Consider the following 19,605-nt stretch of genomic DNA (forward strand, 5'->3'; position numbering starts at 1 on the left):
TTGATTGTAGCTTATTTTCTGATAGCGACAAAAATCAAGATTAACAAAGATTGATTACTTTTAAATTATCTCTGTCTTGTATGGATTTTAGTCCGGGTAAGTCTAAAAATTCAACTCCGATACCTTGAGGAAGCCTGATAAACCTAATTCATTGGCAGGGAAAAGAGGAGCAAAAGCCTGAATTTTAGGGGCAATTAGTTCTTTTTTCTTCCTTCTTTCATGGTAACTGTGCATTACCACTTGAATTTTATTATAAAGCTCGTCATCACTTAAATTTGTCCATTCTCCCGTTTCCCAAACTGCATCGGGAGTAGGCTCGATGATTAATCTACGCTCATCAGAATGTCTTAATGTCAATACACCGCCACTCATTTCCCCTGCTTCGATGGGCGCTATACTTCTTCCCATCAAAGCGTTAACTGCTGTTGATTTTCCTGATGAAGTTGTGCCGATAGTGGCAATGGATAAGGTGGGGTGTGACAGGCGCTGGGTTGCTTCGGCGTGCGCTGTGCGGAAGTCGTCTAAATTATTTTTGATGGTTTCATCTTCAAACACTTCAGGGGAGAAGTTAACAAGGTTAGAAACTGCATTCCCTAATTCGCTGAGGATGTTTCGAGTATTTTCTAGTTTGTTGTCAATATTCATGAACTTGATTGATTCTCCGTAGTAATTAAAATTATATGTTGCTATTTATTTATCAGTAAAAAAATACAGATTTATGCAATATTTACTGAAATTAAAATTTTTCCGTTGTTAATGGGGAAAGGATGCTCGAAAAAATAATCTGGAGAAACTATTGATAATAAAGGTAATAAGATCAATAATCGAACCTAACCAACCTCCTACTTCGAGAAATAAACCTAAAACATAAAGAAAGGCAATAGTTAAAATAACTAAAACGCCAAATGTTACAGTCATTACCTCGCCAAATGTCATTGGTATGGGTTCATATTGTTTAAAAAATCTGCCCATGAATTTAGCGCCCTTCCATGCCTTTTTCCCAGCGCCCTTCGCCTTGTTTGAAGGGGATAATCTTTGTCGCCAACTTTTCTTGACTTTTATATCTTCACCTTCAACATTTTCCGTTTCAATGGTTTCCGTGTTACCACCATCAACACTTTTTGACTCAATCATTTCCGTTTCTATCTTGTCAGTGTTGATATTATCAATGGTTTCTGTTTTAACAACTTCCGTTTCTACCTTGTCAGTGTTGATATTCTCGGAGGTTTCTGTTTTAACAACTTCCGTTTCTATCTTGTCAGTGTTGATATTATCGGATGTTTCTGGTTGAAGATTCTCCGTTGTGATAGTTTCTATGGTGTTAGTGTCAGCAAAGGTGTTAGTATCAGCAAATTTCCCTTGCTGTTGTGATAACGCTTGTTTTGCTACCCCCAGCGCCCTCCGCCATTTTGCCATGATTTTATTTTTAATTTCGACATTTTTATTATAATCTCAGTTATCAGAGAATGTCAATACATGAGATAAGATTTTTTAAATGAGGTTACAACGAATAAACAACATTAGCCCCTCTCCTGTGGGAGCAGGGCGTTTTCATTCTCAAAAATGTTAGTTTCTCAAACTAGCCAATAATCTGAAATTCAGAGGTTTTTAACTACTAATAAATCAATTAATAGTAAAAAATCCTCCTGTCTCCCTGAATCTCCCCCCTTTTTAAGGGGGGTTGGGGGGGATCATCCTTATATTGTCTTCTTGTCAAAAACAAATCAATTTTGATCCTGACTTTGAAAATCCCCTGCTGTGGGAGAGGGGTTGGGCAAATTTTAAGGGTGAGGAGGTGAGGGTGGAGGGCGCTGTATCATCATCTATAATGAATAATAATTAATAGTCAATTAATGAAATTATGCTAATTACCGTAACCTACGATGGAAAAGTATTAAAACCCAAAGATAAATTAAACTTAGATACAGATAAAGAATATCAAATTCAAGTAATTGATGAATCTTCGCAATTTTACTTAATCAATGAATTAAAAAAATCTGCCGATTTATACGCTGAAATTTATCAAGAAGATTTAGATTTACAACAGTTAACGGAGATAGCTTGTGAGGATTTTATCGAAGAATGATTTTAACTAGAGGTATGATTATCAATGTCAATCTTAATCCGACTTTAGGTTCAGAAACAGGAAAAATAAGACCATGTGTCATAGTAACAAATAATATTTATAATCAACGAGTTCCAGTAATTCAAGTCGTCCCCATAACAAATTGGACTGAAAAAAAAGCTAAAATAAAAACTAACATTGAAATTACCCCTTCTTTAGTAAATAATTTAGATAAAAAATCTATTGCTGACTGTTTACAAACTCGCCCCATTGATTATAATTCTCGATTTGTCAGTTTCAGAGGAGAATTAGAAAATGATTTTATTCAACAAATAGATAATGCCTTAAAAATTGTTTTTTCTTTAACTTAATTATTTATAGAAAAATATTCCTCCTCTCCCGCAGGAGTGGAGGGCGCAGGGTTTGGTGTGAGGGGGAGGGCGCTGATTACAAACAAAATAAATAAAAAATGATACCCAAAAAATTTTTACAGAACATAACCAAACCTTTTGGCATCACCGAAGGAGAATCAGAAGTATTATCAAGGGCGATTCAAGGGGAATCCCTCGACGACATCGCCCAAGAATTAGGCATTTCCAGAGATGCCTTGCAAAAAAGACTAGGGGAAGTTTATAAAAAATTCAAAATTCTCGGTTTTGGACCGGGAAAATTAGCTAAATTACAACAGCGATTAGTGGAGGAATATCAAAAATATCGCCAAAATGAATCTCAGAAGGCTGAGATGGATATAAGCATAGAAAGTGAAGATATTAGTTTATCTTATTTATCTAAGCAAGAGATGCAATTACTTTATGTTTTACTGCTGAATAAATCAGGAATTGATTTAACAGTAATTCAAAAGGATATTTTCCCTAGTGTCAGCTTGGGGGAAATATTGATTATGGTGGGGGAAATGCTGAAACAAGGTTTATTACAAGAGACAAAAATTGATGGTGAAAATAAATTTATTTTAGGGGATGATCTTAAAATTTCTTTGGCACAACAGTTAAAAATTCAAAGTAAGTTAATTATAGAAAGTTTTAATTTTGAAGAATTAACTTTAAGTGATTTATGGCAAAAATTAGGTTTAATTAATGATGAAAAAACCTTGCTTAATGAGCATATTTTAAATAAATATTTAGCAATTTATTTTAATGATTGTGGTTATGATGCTTATGAAATTTGGGAATTAAATACGGCTCAAAAATACCTGTTTACTGCTTTAAAGTTTGCTGATAATTTAGACAATATTTATTATAATTTAGGCTTAGTTTATGAAAAAATGCAAGACTGGCAATCAGCATTAAATTATTTTAAAGAAGCATGGGAAAGAAATCAAGATAATAACACTTCCCTTAAAATCGCTGATATGCAAAAAAAATTAAATAGTAACATTATCAATAATTCTTGAAATTGTGTGAAGGGCGCTGGCATTTGAGGAAAAGTCATCCTCAATGAAGGGAATTTAGGATGATTAGGAATTTTAAAAATAAGTTCTCAAAAAGCAGGATTTTAAAAAATTACTTTATTGAAAGGATTGAATAAGATTAAAGCCCGATGAGCCAAAACTGTCAAGCAAAACCAAATAATCTCAAATCCTTGATTTTGGGAACAAGGAGAAAGCTGTGACATTACCTTATAAGTCTTATCAAACAAAGATTATAAGCCAAACTGATAACCTAATAAGCCTTTAATACTATTCCTGATTGCCTATTTTTTGCTTACCTTTACCATTAAAACACTTTTTACTTAAAGCCTAATTGTAAAAATATAGAAATAATTGCAGAATGAAATCAGATAATTTGTTATGGTAAAATCTGATAGCATTTTAGATGCCCATATAGTTTAGCTAAGGAATAAATAAGATGTCAGAAGTGACAGAAGTAAAAGAAGCAGATTTTAAAGCAGAAGTTTTAGATAATGAACTTCCTGTGTTGGTTGATTTCTGGGCGCCTTGGTGTGGCCCTTGTCGCATGGTAGCGCCCGTCGTGGAAGAAATCGCGCAACAATATGAAGGTAAAGTCAAGGTTGTTAAACTAAACACCGATGAAAACCCTCAAATCGCTAGTCAGTATGGTATTCGTAGCATCCCTACCCTAATGGTGTTTAAAGGCGGAGAGAAAAAGGATATGTTGGTGGGCGCTGTGCCTAAAACTAGCCTCGCTAAAACCTTGGAACAACATCTATAGGATTTTTTCTCGTGATGCCGTAATCTTCCCACCTTGTTGGAGTGTGGGAAGTTTTTTATTTTTATATTTTGAGGTTATTGTTTTGTCAAAAAAGTTAGATTTAAACTCTTTTTATCGTTCTAGTTACCTTGATAATTTACTCACTAATTTACCTCCTTATTCTCATAATAAATGGTTAAAAAAGTCTCTTAAATCCCTCGCTAAAATTGTAAAAAAAAATCAAATTGACCGTTTAGAATGGAAAATTCTCGTTTCTACCCTCAAGGATTTAGAAAAAGGTTTTCGGGTATTTGCTAATTATCGTCATACTCGCAAAGTCACTGTTTTTGGTTCTGCTAGAACCCCTTGCGATGCTCCAGAATATGGTTTAGCGGTAGAATTTGCGAAAAAGATCAGTCAACTAGGTTTTATGGTGTTGACGGGCGCTGGAGGAGGGATAATGGAAGCGGGGAATAAGGGCGCTGGGACTGACAATTCCTTTGGTTTAAATGTTAAATTACCCTTTGAACAAAGCGCCAATGATTTTATTGAAAATGATCACAAATTAGTTAAGTTTAAATACTTTTTTACCCGTAAATTATTTTTCTTGAAAGAAACCGATGCCATTGCTCTTTTTCCGGGGGGATTCGGCACTCAAGATGAGGCTTTTGAAACCATAACTCTTTGTCAAACAGGAAGACAACCGCCTATACCTTTAATTTTGATTGATAAACCGGACGGAAATTACTGGCATAATTGGCATAACTATCTCTGTGAAAATTTAGTCGCAGAAGGTTATATTAACCCAGAAGATACAGAAATTTATACGATTACTGATACGGTGGAGGGCGCTTGTAAAATTATTACAGACTTTTATCGGGTTTATCATTCGAGTATGTATGTTAAAGACTTTTTCTTAATGAGGTTAAATTGTCAATTAAAAGATGAACAAATTGAGTTATTAAATGATAAATTTAGTGATATTTTAACCAAAGGAAAAATTATTAGCGTTGATAGTAATACCATAAACAGTGAGTTGAGCCATGATCCTTATTTACTCAATGATTTACCTTGTATTGGGTTTTATTTCAATGAGCGTAAATTCAGTCGTATTTACCAAATGATTAAGATGATTAATAGTTTTGATGCAGATACTTTTGTCTGTCATCAGCCTTCTATTCGATAAGTTTATTCGCAGTTTTCCCTATAATTGTCAATCTACCTTCTTCTAAATCAACAATTATTCATGAAAACTAGGAATTTCTAAAAATCTCTAGTTATGCTAATATCTTTGATTTATAAGCACCTTGCCCTTGCAACTTTGCCCTTTTTTAACCTTTGCCCTTTTCCCTTCACTTCACGACTACACTTTTTATCGAACCTTAAATAATTGATCTTTTTGATAAGTACATTGCTATGATTTGATCAATTTAACCACTTAAATAGTGTATGAACTCGTCTGCCAATCAAAAAACAACCCTCGATACCGCTAACCCTTATTTAGTGTTAAGTAGTCATGGTGCAACTCTTGCCCCTATGGAGTTACATAAAATGGAGCACCGTCTTGGTAGAAATCCACAATTTGCTGATTTGACTGTACCCCAAGATGATGAGGTTTGGGGTTTAGTTAGTGGTTTTCAAGCGTTGTTAGTAGAACATGGTCAAAGCTATTATATTTTTGATGGGGATGGACAAAAACGCAGTTCTAATGGTATTTTTCTGAATAATCGCTTAATTCCTGCAGAAGGTCATTTATTAAGGGCTGGTGATCGTCTTTATTTGGTCAAAATCCCAAAGATTGGGTGATGATCGAGTATCATTCCATGGATGTGAGTACGGGTTTCAACCCTCCACCTCTACAGTCTATCTCGTTGAAAAATAAATCGGTAGTCTTAGGTCGGGATGAGGGCGCTAATTTACGGTTAGATGCGCCCACCGTCTCTCGCCAACACGCCACTATTGATACTAACAATGACGGGCGCTATGTTTTAACAGATACTAGCGTTAATGGTGTTTTTGTCGATGGTCAAAAAGTTAGTGGTTCTACTGTACTAGCTGATAATTCTACCATCAAAATTGGTCCTTACACCCTAATAATTCAGGGTGATAAGTTAGTGGTGGCGGATTTGGGTGATAATATTCGCCTTGATGCCTTTGATTTATTGCGAGTGGTGAAGGATGAAACGGGTAAAAATCGTACTATCATCAATGATATTTCTTTACCCACTGAACCGGGGCAGTTTGTCGCTTTGGTGGGGGGGAGTGGCGCTGGAAAATCTACTTTAATGCGTACTCTTTTGGGCATTGAACCGACTACGGAAGGTAAAGTATATCTTAATGGGCAGGATTTGCACAAAAATTTTAATATCTATCGTAGCCAAATTGGTTATGTTCCACAACAGGATATTATTCATAAAGATTTGACTGTGGCTGAGGCGCTTTTGTATGCTGCTAAATTACGTTTACCTCCTGATATTAATTTGTTAGAAATTGTCGATAAAACTCTTCAACAAATTGAGTTAACCGATTATAAAGATATTTTGGTAAAAAAGTTGAGCGGAGGGCAGTTAAAACGAGTTAGTATTGGGGTGGAATTGTTAGCTGATCCTAAGTTATTTTTCTTGGATGAACCAACATCAGGATTAGATCCGGGCTTGGATAAGAAAATGATGGAGTTATTGCTCCGTTTAGCGGATGAGGGGCGCACGATCATTCTTGTTACCCATGCTACCAGTAATGTTAGCTTATGTGATCGTTTAGTTTTTCTAGGTCGAGGCGGTAATCTTTGTTATTATGGAGAGCCAGAGTCGGCGGTTAAGTTTTTTAATATTGCTAGTAATAATTTTGCCGATATTTATATTAGTTTAGAAACCACTGATGCGGTAATTAATAAAACTCAAGAGTTTAAACAATCGGAGTTGTACAAAAAAAATGTTACTGACCGATTATTTGAGTTGCAAAATGACAAATCTAGTTCGCAAAAAATTTCCCCAGCGCCCTCCACCTCATCAAAAAATGATAATCCTCAACAAGTTAAAGCATCTGTTTTTAAACAAATTTTAACTTTAATTGAACGTTACAAAAAAATAGTTTTAAGGGATAAAATTAATTTATTAATTGCTTTACTAACAGCGCCCGTCGGTATCTCTTTAATCAGTTTTGCCATTAATGATTTAGACCCTTTAATTATTCCAACAAAAGACAATCCAGAACTAGCTTCTATCGCTTTGAGTGTAGTTTTCGTCTTTACCTGTGCTAATTTATGGGTAGGTTTATCCGGTTCATTACAAGAAATAGTCAAAGAAGCAGATATTTATTTTCGAGAAAGGTTAGTTAATTTAAGTATTTTTTCTTATTTATTATCTAAAATATCTGTGTTAGGAATCATTGCTTTATTACAGAGTATTTTAGTAGTAATAGTAGTTTTAATTGGTTTTAAATCTCCTGAGCCAGAAATGTTTTCTTGGATATTAGGGGTAGGAATTACCAGTTTTTTGACCATTTTTGCTAGTAACAATTTTGGCATGATGGTTTCTTCTGCCGTAAGTAATAGTACCCAAGCCAACAGCGCCCTCCCCCTTTTACTGATACCGCAAATTATTTTTTCAGGGGTATTATTTAAAATGGAAGGGATTGCCAAATTTTTGTCATGGCTGATGATTAGTCGCTGGTCGGTGGGCGCTTATGGTACATTAGTGGATATTAATGGTATGATTCCAGAGCCTATCAAAACCCCAGACGGTAAGGAAATTGCCCAAGGCATAGAAGCATCCCTAAGTTATGAACCAATTTTGTCCAATTTAACCTTAAACTGGGGCATTTTAGGCGCACATATTGCTGTTTATTTGATTGTGACTTTTATTAAGGGAGGTTTCAGGTAGCAGGTAGCAGGTTTCAGGTTTAAAACCCTTCCCTCCATAGACTCTTGTACAAGAAAAAGATCAATAAAGATAAGTTTCTTGTCAATTCTCTAACCTAACACCGCGACACCAACAATTAATTCTAGTTTTTACCAACCTCAATGGTTAAAAACTTGTCCAAAGCATCTACCATACTAGGAGGCCACCGTCTGATTTCCCTTAACCAATCCAAATCCTTATAACGGCTATCCATGCCGATGGTTGCCACCCAATTACTTTCCGCTTCCCCTTGTTTACCCACTTCCCAAAGGGCGGCGGTTAAAGCGGCGCGCATATCAGGAAACATGGGATATTTTCGCACAATGTTACGCATTTGTTTCAGCGCCCCTGCCTTATCCCCCAGTTGATACATGGCGAGGGATTCATTGGCGCGCGCAAAAGCAAAATTAGGAGCGATTTCCGTGGCTTTGTGATAATATTCCACCGCTAAATCCCAATTATTTAAACCAGCGTTAGCATTACCTAAATTATTGTATGCCATGGCATCTTGAGGATCAATAGCTAAGACTTGATTATAGTCAGTGATGGCTTTTTCATATTCCCCTAAACCCTCGTAAGCAGTGCCACGATTGAGATATGGATCAGGGGCGGAGGGCGCTAGAACAATAGCTTGGTTATAATCAGCAATAGCTTCCGTCAATTTATTTTGACTGACAAGCGCATTTCCCCGATTACTCCACACCGCCGGATTACTAGGAAAAGCCTCAATTAACTGACTCCAATAGGCTTCAGCCGTAACGAAATCCCCTTGTTGGGTAGCATCAAGCGCCTGTTGCGTCAGCGCCTCTCCCCTAGCCAAATCATCTGGCGTAATAATCGTTTCCGTTGCCATTGCCGGTGATACCACCAAACAAAAAAAGGCAATGAGAATAGTAAAGATAGATTTAATCATAATTACTTGAAAAATAGAACTATAAACAAGCCTAAACTATTATAGGATTGTCATACAATGATTTTTGAAGAGCAAAGGTGAATTAAAAGATGAGTTAGACTACCATTAAATTTGCTCACTTCTCTAAATAGGAGATTGAAACCCTTTATTATTATAGGTCTCCAGAAATTATTTTTTATTTTTGGTAGGGGTTGAATATTATTCAACCCTTACAGGGCTTCATAGTTTAAAATAGCTATTGTGGGAGATGTCTATTGGATAAGTCAAAACAAATAATGAGTGAAAATATACAGCAGATTGTCCAAAAACTACACTTAGACAAAATTGAGCGCCATATTTTTCTCTGTTGCGATCAAGCTAAACCTAAATGTTGTTCTCGTGAAGATAGTTTAGAGTCGTGGCAATACCTGAAACAAAGGTTAAAAGAATTGGGCATCCATCAACCCTCTTCTGAATATAATACTTGTGTATTTAGAACTAAGGCAGATTGTTTGAGAGTCTGTTGTGATGGTCCTATTTTATTAGTATATCCTGATGGAGTTTGGTATCGTCACGCCACCCCCGAAGTAATAGAATTGATTATTCAACAACATTTACTAAAGAATGAAGTGGTAGAAGAATATTTGTTTCATAGTCATTCTTTGCCTTCTCCGAAGTGAAGTGTTTTGCCATAAGTGTTAACAATAAGTTAAACCCGTTTATCGACCTTTACTTAAAGGTTTTGCATTCTCCAACCTATAAAAATAAACTACTTTTGCGTTAAAATGGGATGACTGTTATTTGTTTACAGATAGAGGCTTTTCTGCACCAATCAGCAAGAATTTTTAAACCCTGAAAAACCATGACCAGCAAAAAAAACCCCCTTCATGCTAAGTTACTTTTAATTGATGATGATCCTAATCTTATTCTTTTGGTGAAAGATTATCTGGAATTTAGTGGTTATGAGGTTGCCACAGCAAGTCATGGGCGAGAGGCATTGACAGTTTTAGGGCGGGAAATTCCTGATTTAATCATTTGTGATGTCATGATGCCGGAAATGGATGGTTATGCTTTTGTGGAGGAAGTGAGAAATAACGCCCAATGGAATCTCATTCCCGTTATTTTTCTTTCTGCTAAAGGTCAAAGTAAGGATAAAATTAAGGGATTGACGACGGGCGCTGATGTTTATATGGTTAAGCCTTTCGAGCCTGAAGAGTTAGTGGCACAAGTACAATCAACCCTAAATCAAACTCATCGATTGATGGGTAGTAATCCTATTATTAGTGATAATCGCATTCGCATTCAAGTACCAAAATCCGTTGAGTTAACTCCTACAGAGACGAGGGTAGTTAATTTAGTGGCACAAGGATTATCTAATCGAGAAATTTCTACGGAGTTAGGGGTAAGTCAGCGCACCATAGAAAGTCATGTTTCTAATATGCTTAATAAAACTGGACTTCATAACCGCACTGAGTTATCGAGATGGGCAATACAAGCACAATTAGTTTAAATCAGTCTTGACAAATCCCCAATCACCTAAGTTATAATAGTTTCTGCGTGTTAGTTTGACACCTTGCCGCCTTAGCTCAATTGGCAGAGCGCGTGATTTGTAATCTCGAGGTTGTCGGTTCAAGTCCGATAGGCGGCTTTTTTTTCAAGGGGAGAAGGGGAAGCAGAGAGAGATAAAGTTTAGAATGTAGAATTTAGAATGTAGAATTTAGAAAACAATTACTTCTACATTTTGCATTTCTGCAATTATCCATTATCAATTGTCCATTATTTATGGCTATTAAAAGATCGTCTTCTGAGGGTAAAAATGAAAAACTACCCCAACAAAGAAAAAATAAATCAGGTATAAAAATCCCTACTACTCAAGATGCTGAGATTCTCTTGCCCAGCGCCCTCCCCGATGATTTAGAACAAAATGAGGAGAAAATTCGCCCCCACCGTTTTGCGGATTATATCGGACAAAAAGACTTAAAAGAAGTGTTAACCATCGCTATTACGGCAGCCAAACAGCGTCAGGAAGCGCTAGACCATCTTTTATTTTATGGACCACCGGGGTTAGGTAAAACTACCATGTCTTTAATTTTAGCAGAGGAAATGGGGGTTAAATGTAAGATTACCAGCGCCCCCGCCCTCGAACGTCCAAGGGATATAATTGGCTTACTGGTTGGGTTACAGGCTCAGGATATTTTATTTGTGGACGAAATCCACCGCCTTAATCGTGTCACGGAAGAATTATTGTATCCTGCCATGGAAGACGGGCGCTTGGATATTACCATCGGTAAAGGGCAATCAGCAAAAATCCGCAGTATTCCCCTAAAACCCTTTACCCTCATTGGTGCTACCACTAAAGTTGGCTCTCTTACTTCTCCTTTGCGAGACCGTTTTGGCTTAATCCAAAGGCTAAAATTTTATGAGTGGGATGAATTAACACAAATTGTATTACGTTCTGCCATAATTCTCAACCTTGATATTGACGAGGGAGGGGCGCTGGAAATTGCCAAACGCTCTCGTGGCACACCTCGTATTACCAATAGATTACTGCGCCGAGTGCGAGATTATGCCCAAGTGAAAGGGGAAACAAAAATCGATCAAGAGTTGGTGGGGAGGGCGCTGGATTTACATAATGTTGACCCTATGGGCTTAGATTGGGCAGACCGTTTGATCTTATCAACTATCATAGAACAGTTTAACGGTGGTCCTGTGGGTTTGGAAGCGGTGGCTTCTGCCACGGGAGAAGATGTGAAAACCATTGAGGAAGTTTATGAGCCTTATTTGCTACAAATTGGCTTTCTTAATCGCACGAAACGGGGGCGAGTTACTACAGAAAAAGCCCAACAACATTTAAATACCTGTGGAAGATAATGGATAATGGATGATTAATTATTGACCTAGCTATTAATTCATAATTCATAACTCTCCTGCTTTGAGGGGCAGGGCGTTTTCATTCTCAAAAATGTTAGTTTCTCAAACTAGCCAATAATCTGAAATTCAGAGGTTTTTAACTACTAATAAATCAATTAATAGTAAAAAATCCTCCTGTCTCCCTGAATCTCCCCCCTTTTTAAGGGGGGTTGGGGGGGATCATCCTTATATTGTCTTCTTGTCAAAAACAAATCAATTTTGATCCTGACTTTGAAAATACCCTGCTTTGAGTGGAGGGCGCGCGCAAAGATAAACCAGCGCCCCTAGCAATGGTATAAAGCTAATCCACCATAACCAATTATGCTGGTTTTCTTGACTTCTTAAGGCTAAATCATCTTTGATAATGATGGGAAAAAGTAAGCATAAACAGAAGAAATCGAGACTCATTATATTAATAAACTTGCTATTTTGCCATTGGTAAATAAAATCAGAAAAGTTACCATTTGTTAGTCCAAAAAACAATAAGATTATCGCTCCTATGGATAAGATTATGGCTAAGAAACGGCTATCTAAAAATTTAATTAATTTTGTTTTTTCTCCTGTAAAATTATCTTGAGATTCCCTTAGAGCAAAATAAGGCAATAAAGCAAATGCACCGACAAAAAAACTGGCAACGACGAAGGGCGCTGAATTTATTTTTTGACCTTTACCATCAATAATTAGCATAGTGGCATAAAGCATTGGTAAAATTCCCATGAGATTAAATAAACTAACAATTAAGGGGTTAATACCTTCTACTTTACCAGAAGAAAGATTGATAATTAGATTCAAAGTTTCTGGATCATCTGCAGGAGAAAAGAAAAATCCATAGGTTAAAAAAATTAACCAAATTCCGAAAAATATAATTTTTTTGGTCATATTATCTTATTGTAGGCATTGCCCATTATTTATTTTCAAATTTAGTAAGTTCTCGCTCAAAATTAATTGTATATAAGCCAGGGCTATTTCATTCTAACGGTACTTAAACAAAGAAATAAGATAAACTAAAGTATAAACTATTTATAGTGATCATTTTAGGTCGCTATGAAAGAAACAGCCAAGTTGTTTTGAATATTATGATTTTGACTATTATGATAAAGACGAAGTAAATTATCTAAAATCAATATGATTATTGCCTCATCTTTAGCAGAAGTTACCATAGAGCAAAACTTAGAACAGTTTTTGATTGTTTTGTCCGTATCTTTAGCGGTAGCAACCATTTCAAGGGTTTTTAGTTGGTTTCGACAAATCCCCTACACATTATTATTAGTAATTGTCGGTTCAGGTTTAGCTTTCGTCAATATTCGTTTAGTTAACCTCTCCCCTGAGTTGATTTTAGAAATATTTTTACCTCCTTTACTATTTGAAGCAGCGTGGAATATCAAATGGAAGGAATTGAAAGCTAGTCTTACTCCCATCATCCTACTGGCTATTGTCGGAGTGATTATCTCTGTAACTGGAGTTTCTTTTGCCCTCAGTCATTTTACTAACCTTTCCTTGGCAACTGCTTTGTTGGTGGGCGCTAGTTTATCAGCAAGTGATCCAGTTTCTGTCATCGCTTTGTTTAGGGAGTTGGGCGCTGGGAAAAAATTAACCACCGTCATGGAAGGAGAAAGTTTATTTAATGACGGTGTGGCAGTAGTTGCTTTTTTACTTTTAGTGGGAATTCCCCTCGGAGAAGAACAATTTTCCATCACTGATTCCATTATCGAATTTTTTACCTTCACTGGGGTAGGGGTTGCTGTTGGTTTACTGGTCGGTTTTGGCATTTCCTATCTAACTCAACGCTTTGATTTACCCTTAGTAGAACAATCTTTGACTTTAGTTTCTGCCTATGGTACTTATTTAATTACCGAAAATTTAGGCGGTTCAGGGGTTATTGGTGTGGTAATGGTAGGGTTAGTTCTGGGAAATTTTGGCTCAAGAATTGGCATGAATCCTCGCACCCGTTTAAGTGTGTCTGAATTTTGGGATTTTTTAGCTTTTTTTGTCAATTCCATTGTTTTTCTACTCATTGGCGACCAAATTATTTTTTCCAGCTTTATTACTAACTGGAATTTAATTTTAGTAGCGATTGTTTCTTTGTTAATTAGTCGTTTTGTCGCAGTATTTATACTTTGTTATATCAGTAATTTAATTACAGTTATTGATCTTAGTTGGCGTGAACAACTTATTCTCTGGTGGGGAGGTTTGAGAGGCTCTGTTTCTGTGGCTTTAGCTTTAAGTGTGCCTGTAATTTTAACTGATCGTTCGGTAGTTATTGAAACGGTTTTTGGAGTTGTTTTATTTACACTTTTAGTACAGGGTTTGACTACTAAATATTTGTTACAGGCATTGAATTTAGTGGGCGATCAAGATGTCAAGCAGGGATATTCTGAATTACTCGCAAGGCGCACGGCTTTGAATAATGTGCTTGATTATTTAACATCAATGCCTCCTAGTAAAATTCCTGAAATTGAGCCTGATTTTTATTCCTATGAAACCAAATTAATTGAAGGGCAATTACATACTATTGAGGAAAAAATTATCGATTTGCAAAAGGTTAATCCTGATTTAAAAACTATTTCTATGAAGAAATTGCGGGAAAATTTACTAACTATTGAAGCTGATACTTATGCCGATTTAATTCTCAAGGGGGAATTAGGTAATGATTTATCGCCTATTATTCAAGAAATTCTGGTTATGGAAAAAGACGATTAGGAAAATGGACAATGGACAATGGATAATTGACAATTATGAGGTTTATCATTTCACCGCAGTATTTATCAAGTTCTGATAATTAGTTACAAATAGATTATCTCTTCGCACTTTACCCACCGTGTAATGAATTACACGGAACCAACAGGTTTACGTTCAATAAATTGAACTAAGATACTGATATTACTAATTTGTAAGTGATCGCGCAGCGGCAGCCTTCGGCTGATCAAACGGACTTGATATTAGCCCCTTGCCTTCCTCTGTTATCATAGCTTTGAGAAAAATAAAAATCACAATTAATTTTGCTTACTTACTTAGATTATGCCATCGCTAATCTAACCTACAGATTTATTAATTATCAATAATTCAAGGAGATGTTTTGATGCGTTTATTACACACAATGCTTAGGGTTGGTAACTTGGAAGAATCTATCAAGTTTTACTGTGATGTGTTGGGAATGAAGTTATTAAGGAAAAAAGACTATCCGGGAGGAGAATTTACTCTGGCTTTTGTGGGTTATGGTGATGAGTCGGATAATTCGGTGATTGAGTTAACCCACAACTGGGGGCAAGATAGTTATAATTTAGGCGATGGTTATGGTCATATTGCTTTAGGTGTTGATGATATTTATGGTACTTGTGACAAAATTAAGGATTTGGGTGGTAAAGTAGTGAGAGAACCGGGTCCAATGAAGCATGGTTCAACAGTGATCGCTTTTGTGGAAGACCCTACTGGCTATAAAATTGAGCTAATTCAAACAAAAAACTAAATTCAAGTTGGGGTAATTTGTTCTGAAAAGATTCTATCTTCGCAATTTACCCACCGTGTGATGAATTACACGGAACCAACAACCCGATCGTTCAATAAATTGAACTAAGATTATTGTTAATTGATTTGTAAGTAATCAAGCGGACTTGATATAAATTCAGAAAAATTATGGTTGGATTAGCGACAGCATAACCCAACCTACACACTACCAATTAATTAATCATCGATTTAGTGGGAATCTCTACGCCACGATCAACGAGTGAACCAATACCTTCTAAGGTAGATACTATACTGCTAGGGTCCATAAACATCACTTTACTACTGCTACTGCTACCAATGACTTTACCCATTTCTAGGTACTGCTGAGTTAGCAAGAATTGTAATGCTTTTTCGGCTAAGGTATCACCTCGTAATTGATTGACTACAATTTGTAGCGCCTCTGCCGTGGCTTGGGCTTGTAAGATTTGTTGTTGTTTATGGGCTTCTGCTTCTAGGATGGCAGCTTTTTTCAGGGATTCTGCTTCTAATAATTTGGCTTCTGCTTTACCTTGGGCGGAGTTGACGGCGGAGTCTCTTTCTCCTTCTGAGTTGAGAATGGCGGCACGTTTTTTTCTTTCGGCTGCCATTTGTTGTTCCATGGATTGTTGTACGGCAGTAGAAGGGGTAATATCTTTTAATTCTACTCTCAAGACTTTAACACCCCACGGATCGGTGGCAACGTCTAATTCTCGCAATAATACGTTGTTGATTTCGGCGCGCGCCACAAAGGTTTCATCTAGTTCTAATTTACCAATTTCCGAGCGAATTTGGGTTAAAACTAAGTTTTCCATTGCCAATTGTAAATTTTCAATTTTATAGTAGGCTTTTTCCATGTCCACAATGCGCCAGTAGACGACGGCATCGGCACTGATAGCCACATTATCTTTGGTAATACAGGATTGAGGAGTTACATCTAAAATTTTATCTCTGGTGGTATCCTTGTAAACTATTTTATCGAGGAAAGGGACAACAAAATTTAAACCAGAAGAAAGTTTTTTGTTATAACTGCCTAAACGTTCTACTAAATATTCGTTTTTTTCGTTAACAATCTTAACACTACCAAACATTGCTGAACCGGCTAGGGCAACGATAATAAATAATTGTTCCATGACTAAGATTCTCTAATTTTATAATAGTTTTTGGGGTAACACTAATAAGGTGTTACCGTTTCTACTGACAATATAAACCTTTTCTTCTGGTTCTATATCAATGTTTTCATCAGCGCACTTCGCCATCCATGAAGTACCTTCATAAAGTACCCTTCCTGTTTTTCCTGCTTCAACGGTAGTGATGGTAACGGCTTCGTCTTCTTCTAGGAGCAATGAGTTTTGACGTTTGGGAGTAAAATATTTTTTAGCAAGTAAAATTAATAAGAAGGAAATAACCATCCAAAGGACAATCAAAATATTATGGTAAGGGATGATTAACGCCAAAATAGCCACTATCAGCGCCCCTAACCCCATCATCAACTCCACGAAGGCGCTGGGGAATACTAATTCCATAAAACAAAAAATAGCACCGACAATCAACCAAAGAAATACAGGGGACATAACATCACAATGGACAGTAGAAGGAATGAAGAATGTAGAATGAAGAGTGTAGAATCTGAAGAAATTATTATGGGTGAAAATCTAAAAACTGTGGTGTTGGGCGCTGGTGCATGGGGTTCGAGTTTAGCCTTTTTGTTAAATCATGCTTGTTCTAAGTGTACCATTTGGAGTCGCCGTTCAGACATCTCCCTCACCGAAGCCATTAAGGATGCGGATGTGATTGTATCTGCTATTTCCATGAAAGGGGTTATACCTATCATACAGCAGTTAAAGGAAATCGGCATCAAAGAAAAAGCCATGATTATTACCGCTACCAAGGGCTTAGATTTTGATACTATTCGCACTCCTTCGCAGATTTGGCAAGAGTCTTTTCCAGATCATACTATTGTGGTGTTATCAGGTCCTAATTTATCGAAGGAAATTGACCGAAGTTTACCTGCCGCCACGGTGGTTTCTAGTAATGTGGTGGAGGGCGCTGAGTTAGCACAATCCATGTTTGCTTCCGATATTTTTAGAGTATATGTCAATAGCGATCCCATTGGTACAGAGTTGGGTGGAACTTTGAAAAATGTCATGGCTATTGCTTCTGGGGTATGTGATGGTTTAAAATTGGGTACTAACGCTAAGGCGGCGCTGTTGACACGGGCGCTACCAGAAATGATTAGAATTGGTACTCATTTAGGTGCATCTATTGAAACATTTTTCGGTTTATCAGGGTTAGGAGATTTACTGGCAACCTGCGATAGCCCTTTATCTCGTAATTATCAGGTGGGCGCTGGATTAGCTGAAGGTAAGAGTTTGGATGATATTTTAGCGCACCTCGAAGGCACAGCAGAGGGGGTAAATACGGCTAATGTCGTCATTAAATTAGCTAGTAAAGAGAAAATTCCAGCGCCCATCGCCTATCAAGTATATTTATTACTGAAAGGGAAAATTACTGCTCAAGAAGCGGTAGAAAATTTGATGGCTAGGGAATTAAAAGAGGAATTTTGGTATTTAGAATTTTAACGCAACGGATAAAGCAAAATTTGGCAACAAGGGGTTTAAACTGTCATCTCAAAAGATAGTTTACAGCGCATTTCAAATGAATAAACCACGTTTTTTGTTTCTCGCAGAGGCGCAAAGACGCAAAGATATATTTGTAATAATCCTGTGGTTTAAGGAAATGAAAACTGCTGTAGTAAGCAATATTATTAGCAAAGTAAAATTTGGCAACAAGGGGTTTAAACCCCTCCCCTCTTCACTTTTCTCTCTTCCCTCCCCCCTGATATTACTTTTTCAGCACCTCGTAACTATTATTTAATGATGAAGTTTTTTCCATAACAAAACGAGCTAAAAAAGGACTTAAACAAAGGATTAAAAACATTCTCATCATCTGCATAGTTAAGACAATACTAACATCAGCGTTTAATTCGATGGCGGTAGCCGTCATGACATTTAACCCCCCCGGAGTTGTGCCGAGGAGGGCGCTGACAATATCAACTCCGGTTAATAAATGAAATTCATAACCAATAATTAAGCAAATAATAATTAAAATTATTACTAAAATCACCTCAATTATGACCATTTTAATTAAATCCCCAATGGATTGGTGATCAAATTTAATCCCGATGGCTAAACCTAATAAAAATAAGCCTAGGGAAACAATAGCTGGAGGCATATGAACCGAAAAAATATTAAGATTAAAGAGAATTAAACATCCGAAAAAAGACCCTAAAAATAGTTTAGAAGGTAAATTAATTTTTTCAGCTAACTTTATACCTAAAAAAGATACAAAAATAATTAGCAAAACTTGCCAAGAAACATTTAACCAATGGTGTAAAGAAAATATTTCTCTACTAATTTTATCAATAAAATTCACCATGAAATAGTCAACCAGCGCCCTTCCCTGTATGCCCAACCATGTTAACTTAATAGTAGAAAGATGAAAGCCAAAATCAGGAGAAATGGATACAAAATGAGGAGAAAGGGAAGCGACATTAATTGTAGAAGGAAAATAAAAACCAATAAAATTAGGCACAGTAAAAGCAATAAGAATGAGACGAAGATATTGTAAAACAGTTACCGCTACCGTATTTGCTCCTAAATCTTCACTAATGGCAACTAAACTAGCACTAGCACCCGGTATTGAACCTAAAAAGCTAGAAAAAAAATCAATATTAGTAAATTTAGCAATTAATAAAGCATTAATTAAACTAAAAAAACTGGTAAAAAATATACAAATTAAAACAGGAAAAATATAGCTTTTCATTAATAAAAAATTATCAAAAGAAAAACTACTAGCAGTAGCAATACCAAGAATAATTTGACCAAAAATAGAGAAAAAAGGATGTAAATTAAAAGAATCTTTTGTTTTTAAACTAAATAAAATAGCTATAAATAAGGGAGTTATAAACCAAGATGCAGGTAAATTTAAATTAACAGCGAAAAAAGTAGTAAATAAAGCAAATATGACTAAGGTAACAGTTAAAGAAAAGTTGTTCGATTCATGGTGATTCATGCTGTTATGGGTAAGGAAACTAAAGTTATGATAACTTGAAAAAGTCAGGGAAAATACTTACCTATTAATACTAGAATAAATTAGAGGAAATTAGTAAAATTAATTACCTGACATCAC

At 36.2% G+C, this 19,605-nt stretch carries 17 protein-coding genes, 1 tRNA gene and 2 pseudogenes; 13 read left to right on the forward strand and 7 right to left on the reverse strand.

Going from position 1 to position 19,605, the window contains the following annotated elements:
• Positions 1-40 precede the first annotated feature (40 nt).
• Both IGQ45_15185 and IGQ45_15190 read right to left on the reverse strand, forming a co-directional pair.
• Positions 41-645 (reverse strand): annotated as a pseudogene (locus IGQ45_15185) (dynamin family protein).
• A gap of 108 nt (positions 646-753) precedes the next feature.
• Complete coding sequence (locus tag IGQ45_15190) at positions 754-1,416, reverse strand: hypothetical protein (protein ID MBF2058516.1); 663 nt, start codon at positions 1,414-1,416, stop codon at positions 754-756.
• A gap of 445 nt (positions 1,417-1,861) precedes the next feature.
• Here IGQ45_15190 and IGQ45_15195 point away from each other — a divergent pair, with 445 nt between their 5' ends.
• From IGQ45_15195 to IGQ45_15220, 6 genes and pseudogenes are all read left to right on the forward strand, one after another.
• Positions 1,862-2,086, forward strand: coding sequence for a hypothetical protein (locus IGQ45_15195; GenBank protein ID MBF2058517.1), 225 nt, complete (start codon positions 1,862-1,864; stop codon positions 2,084-2,086).
• 14 nt (positions 2,087-2,100) lie between these two features.
• A complete protein-coding gene (locus IGQ45_15200; protein MBF2058518.1) occupies positions 2,101-2,436 on the forward strand; it encodes a type II toxin-antitoxin system PemK/MazF family toxin in 336 nt (111 codons plus the stop codon).
• A 98-nt stretch (positions 2,437-2,534) separates the two neighbouring features.
• Positions 2,535-3,476 (forward strand): hypothetical protein, encoded by a 942-nt coding sequence (locus IGQ45_15205; protein ID MBF2058519.1) that lies wholly within the window; start codon positions 2,535-2,537, stop codon positions 3,474-3,476.
• A gap of 454 nt (positions 3,477-3,930) precedes the next feature.
• Positions 3,931-4,254 (forward strand): thioredoxin, encoded by a 324-nt coding sequence (gene trxA / locus IGQ45_15210; GenBank protein ID MBF2058520.1) that lies wholly within the window; start codon positions 3,931-3,933, stop codon positions 4,252-4,254.
• A gap of 82 nt (positions 4,255-4,336) precedes the next feature.
• Positions 4,337-5,419: an LOG family protein gene (locus tag IGQ45_15215; GenBank protein ID MBF2058521.1), complete on the forward strand. Its 1,083-nt coding sequence runs from the start codon at positions 4,337-4,339 to the stop codon at positions 5,417-5,419.
• A 263-nt stretch (positions 5,420-5,682) separates the two neighbouring features.
• A pseudogene (locus IGQ45_15220) lies at positions 5,683-8,114 on the forward strand (ATP-binding cassette domain-containing protein).
• Positions 8,115-8,235: 121 nt separating this feature from the next.
• Here IGQ45_15220 and IGQ45_15225 read toward each other — a convergent pair.
• Positions 8,236-9,045, reverse strand: coding sequence for a tetratricopeptide repeat protein (locus IGQ45_15225; GenBank protein ID MBF2058522.1), 810 nt, complete (start codon positions 9,043-9,045; stop codon positions 8,236-8,238).
• 275 nt (positions 9,046-9,320) lie between these two features.
• Here IGQ45_15225 and IGQ45_15230 point away from each other — a divergent pair, with 275 nt between their 5' ends.
• The 4 genes from IGQ45_15230 to ruvB all read left to right on the forward strand — a co-directional run bounded on the left by IGQ45_15230 (position 9,321) and on the right by ruvB (position 11,895).
• Positions 9,321-9,704, forward strand: a complete 384-nt coding sequence (locus IGQ45_15230) for a ferredoxin (protein MBF2058523.1) — start codon at positions 9,321-9,323, stop codon at positions 9,702-9,704.
• Between the two features lie 182 nt (positions 9,705-9,886).
• Positions 9,887-10,534 (forward strand): response regulator transcription factor, encoded by a 648-nt coding sequence (locus IGQ45_15235; GenBank protein ID MBF2058524.1) that lies wholly within the window; start codon positions 9,887-9,889, stop codon positions 10,532-10,534.
• Positions 10,535-10,599: 65 nt separating this feature from the next.
• Positions 10,600-10,672: transfer RNA gene (locus IGQ45_15240), tRNA-Thr, on the forward strand.
• Between the two features lie 134 nt (positions 10,673-10,806).
• Positions 10,807-11,895, forward strand: coding sequence for a Holliday junction branch migration DNA helicase RuvB (gene ruvB, locus IGQ45_15245; GenBank protein ID MBF2058525.1), 1,089 nt, complete (start codon positions 10,807-10,809; stop codon positions 11,893-11,895).
• A 252-nt stretch (positions 11,896-12,147) separates the two neighbouring features.
• On the opposite strand, the gene IGQ45_15250 is transcribed toward ruvB, so the two are convergent.
• Complete coding sequence (locus IGQ45_15250) at positions 12,148-12,813, reverse strand: DUF2834 domain-containing protein (protein ID MBF2058526.1); 666 nt, start codon at positions 12,811-12,813, stop codon at positions 12,148-12,150.
• A 246-nt stretch (positions 12,814-13,059) separates the two neighbouring features.
• On the opposite strand from IGQ45_15250, the gene IGQ45_15255 reads away from it, so the two are divergent.
• Both IGQ45_15255 and gloA read left to right on the forward strand, forming a co-directional pair.
• The gene (locus IGQ45_15255; protein MBF2058527.1) at positions 13,060-14,634 is read left to right on the forward strand and encodes a Na+/H+ antiporter; all 1,575 of its coding nucleotides are present in this window, start codon (positions 13,060-13,062) and stop codon (positions 14,632-14,634) included.
• Positions 14,635-15,013: 379 nt separating this feature from the next.
• On the forward strand, positions 15,014-15,400 hold the full coding sequence (gloA, locus tag IGQ45_15260; protein MBF2058528.1) for a lactoylglutathione lyase: 387 nt from the start codon (positions 15,014-15,016) through the stop codon (positions 15,398-15,400).
• A gap of 211 nt (positions 15,401-15,611) precedes the next feature.
• Here gloA and IGQ45_15265 read toward each other — a convergent pair whose 3' ends face one another.
• Together IGQ45_15265 and IGQ45_15270 are read right to left on the reverse strand one after the other, a co-directional pair.
• On the reverse strand, positions 15,612-16,547 hold the full coding sequence (locus IGQ45_15265; GenBank protein MBF2058529.1) for an SPFH/Band 7/PHB domain protein: 936 nt from the start codon (positions 16,545-16,547) through the stop codon (positions 15,612-15,614).
• Between the two features lie 18 nt (positions 16,548-16,565).
• Positions 16,566-16,988, reverse strand: coding sequence for an NfeD family protein (locus IGQ45_15270; protein MBF2058530.1), 423 nt, complete (start codon positions 16,986-16,988; stop codon positions 16,566-16,568).
• A gap of 69 nt (positions 16,989-17,057) precedes the next feature.
• Here IGQ45_15270 and IGQ45_15275 point away from each other — a divergent pair, with 69 nt between their 5' ends.
• Complete coding sequence (locus IGQ45_15275; protein ID MBF2058531.1) at positions 17,058-17,996, forward strand: NAD(P)H-dependent glycerol-3-phosphate dehydrogenase; 939 nt, start codon at positions 17,058-17,060, stop codon at positions 17,994-17,996.
• Positions 17,997-18,258: 262 nt separating this feature from the next.
• Here IGQ45_15275 and IGQ45_15280 read toward each other — a convergent pair whose 3' ends face one another.
• Complete coding sequence (locus tag IGQ45_15280; protein ID MBF2058532.1) at positions 18,259-19,488, reverse strand: AbrB family transcriptional regulator; 1,230 nt, start codon at positions 19,486-19,488, stop codon at positions 18,259-18,261.
• Positions 19,489-19,605: the final 117 nt, after the last annotated feature.

This window comes from Cyanobacterium sp. T60_A2020_053 (assembly GCA_015272165.1).
GTDB lineage: Bacteria > Cyanobacteriota > Cyanobacteriia > Cyanobacteriales > Cyanobacteriaceae > Cyanobacterium.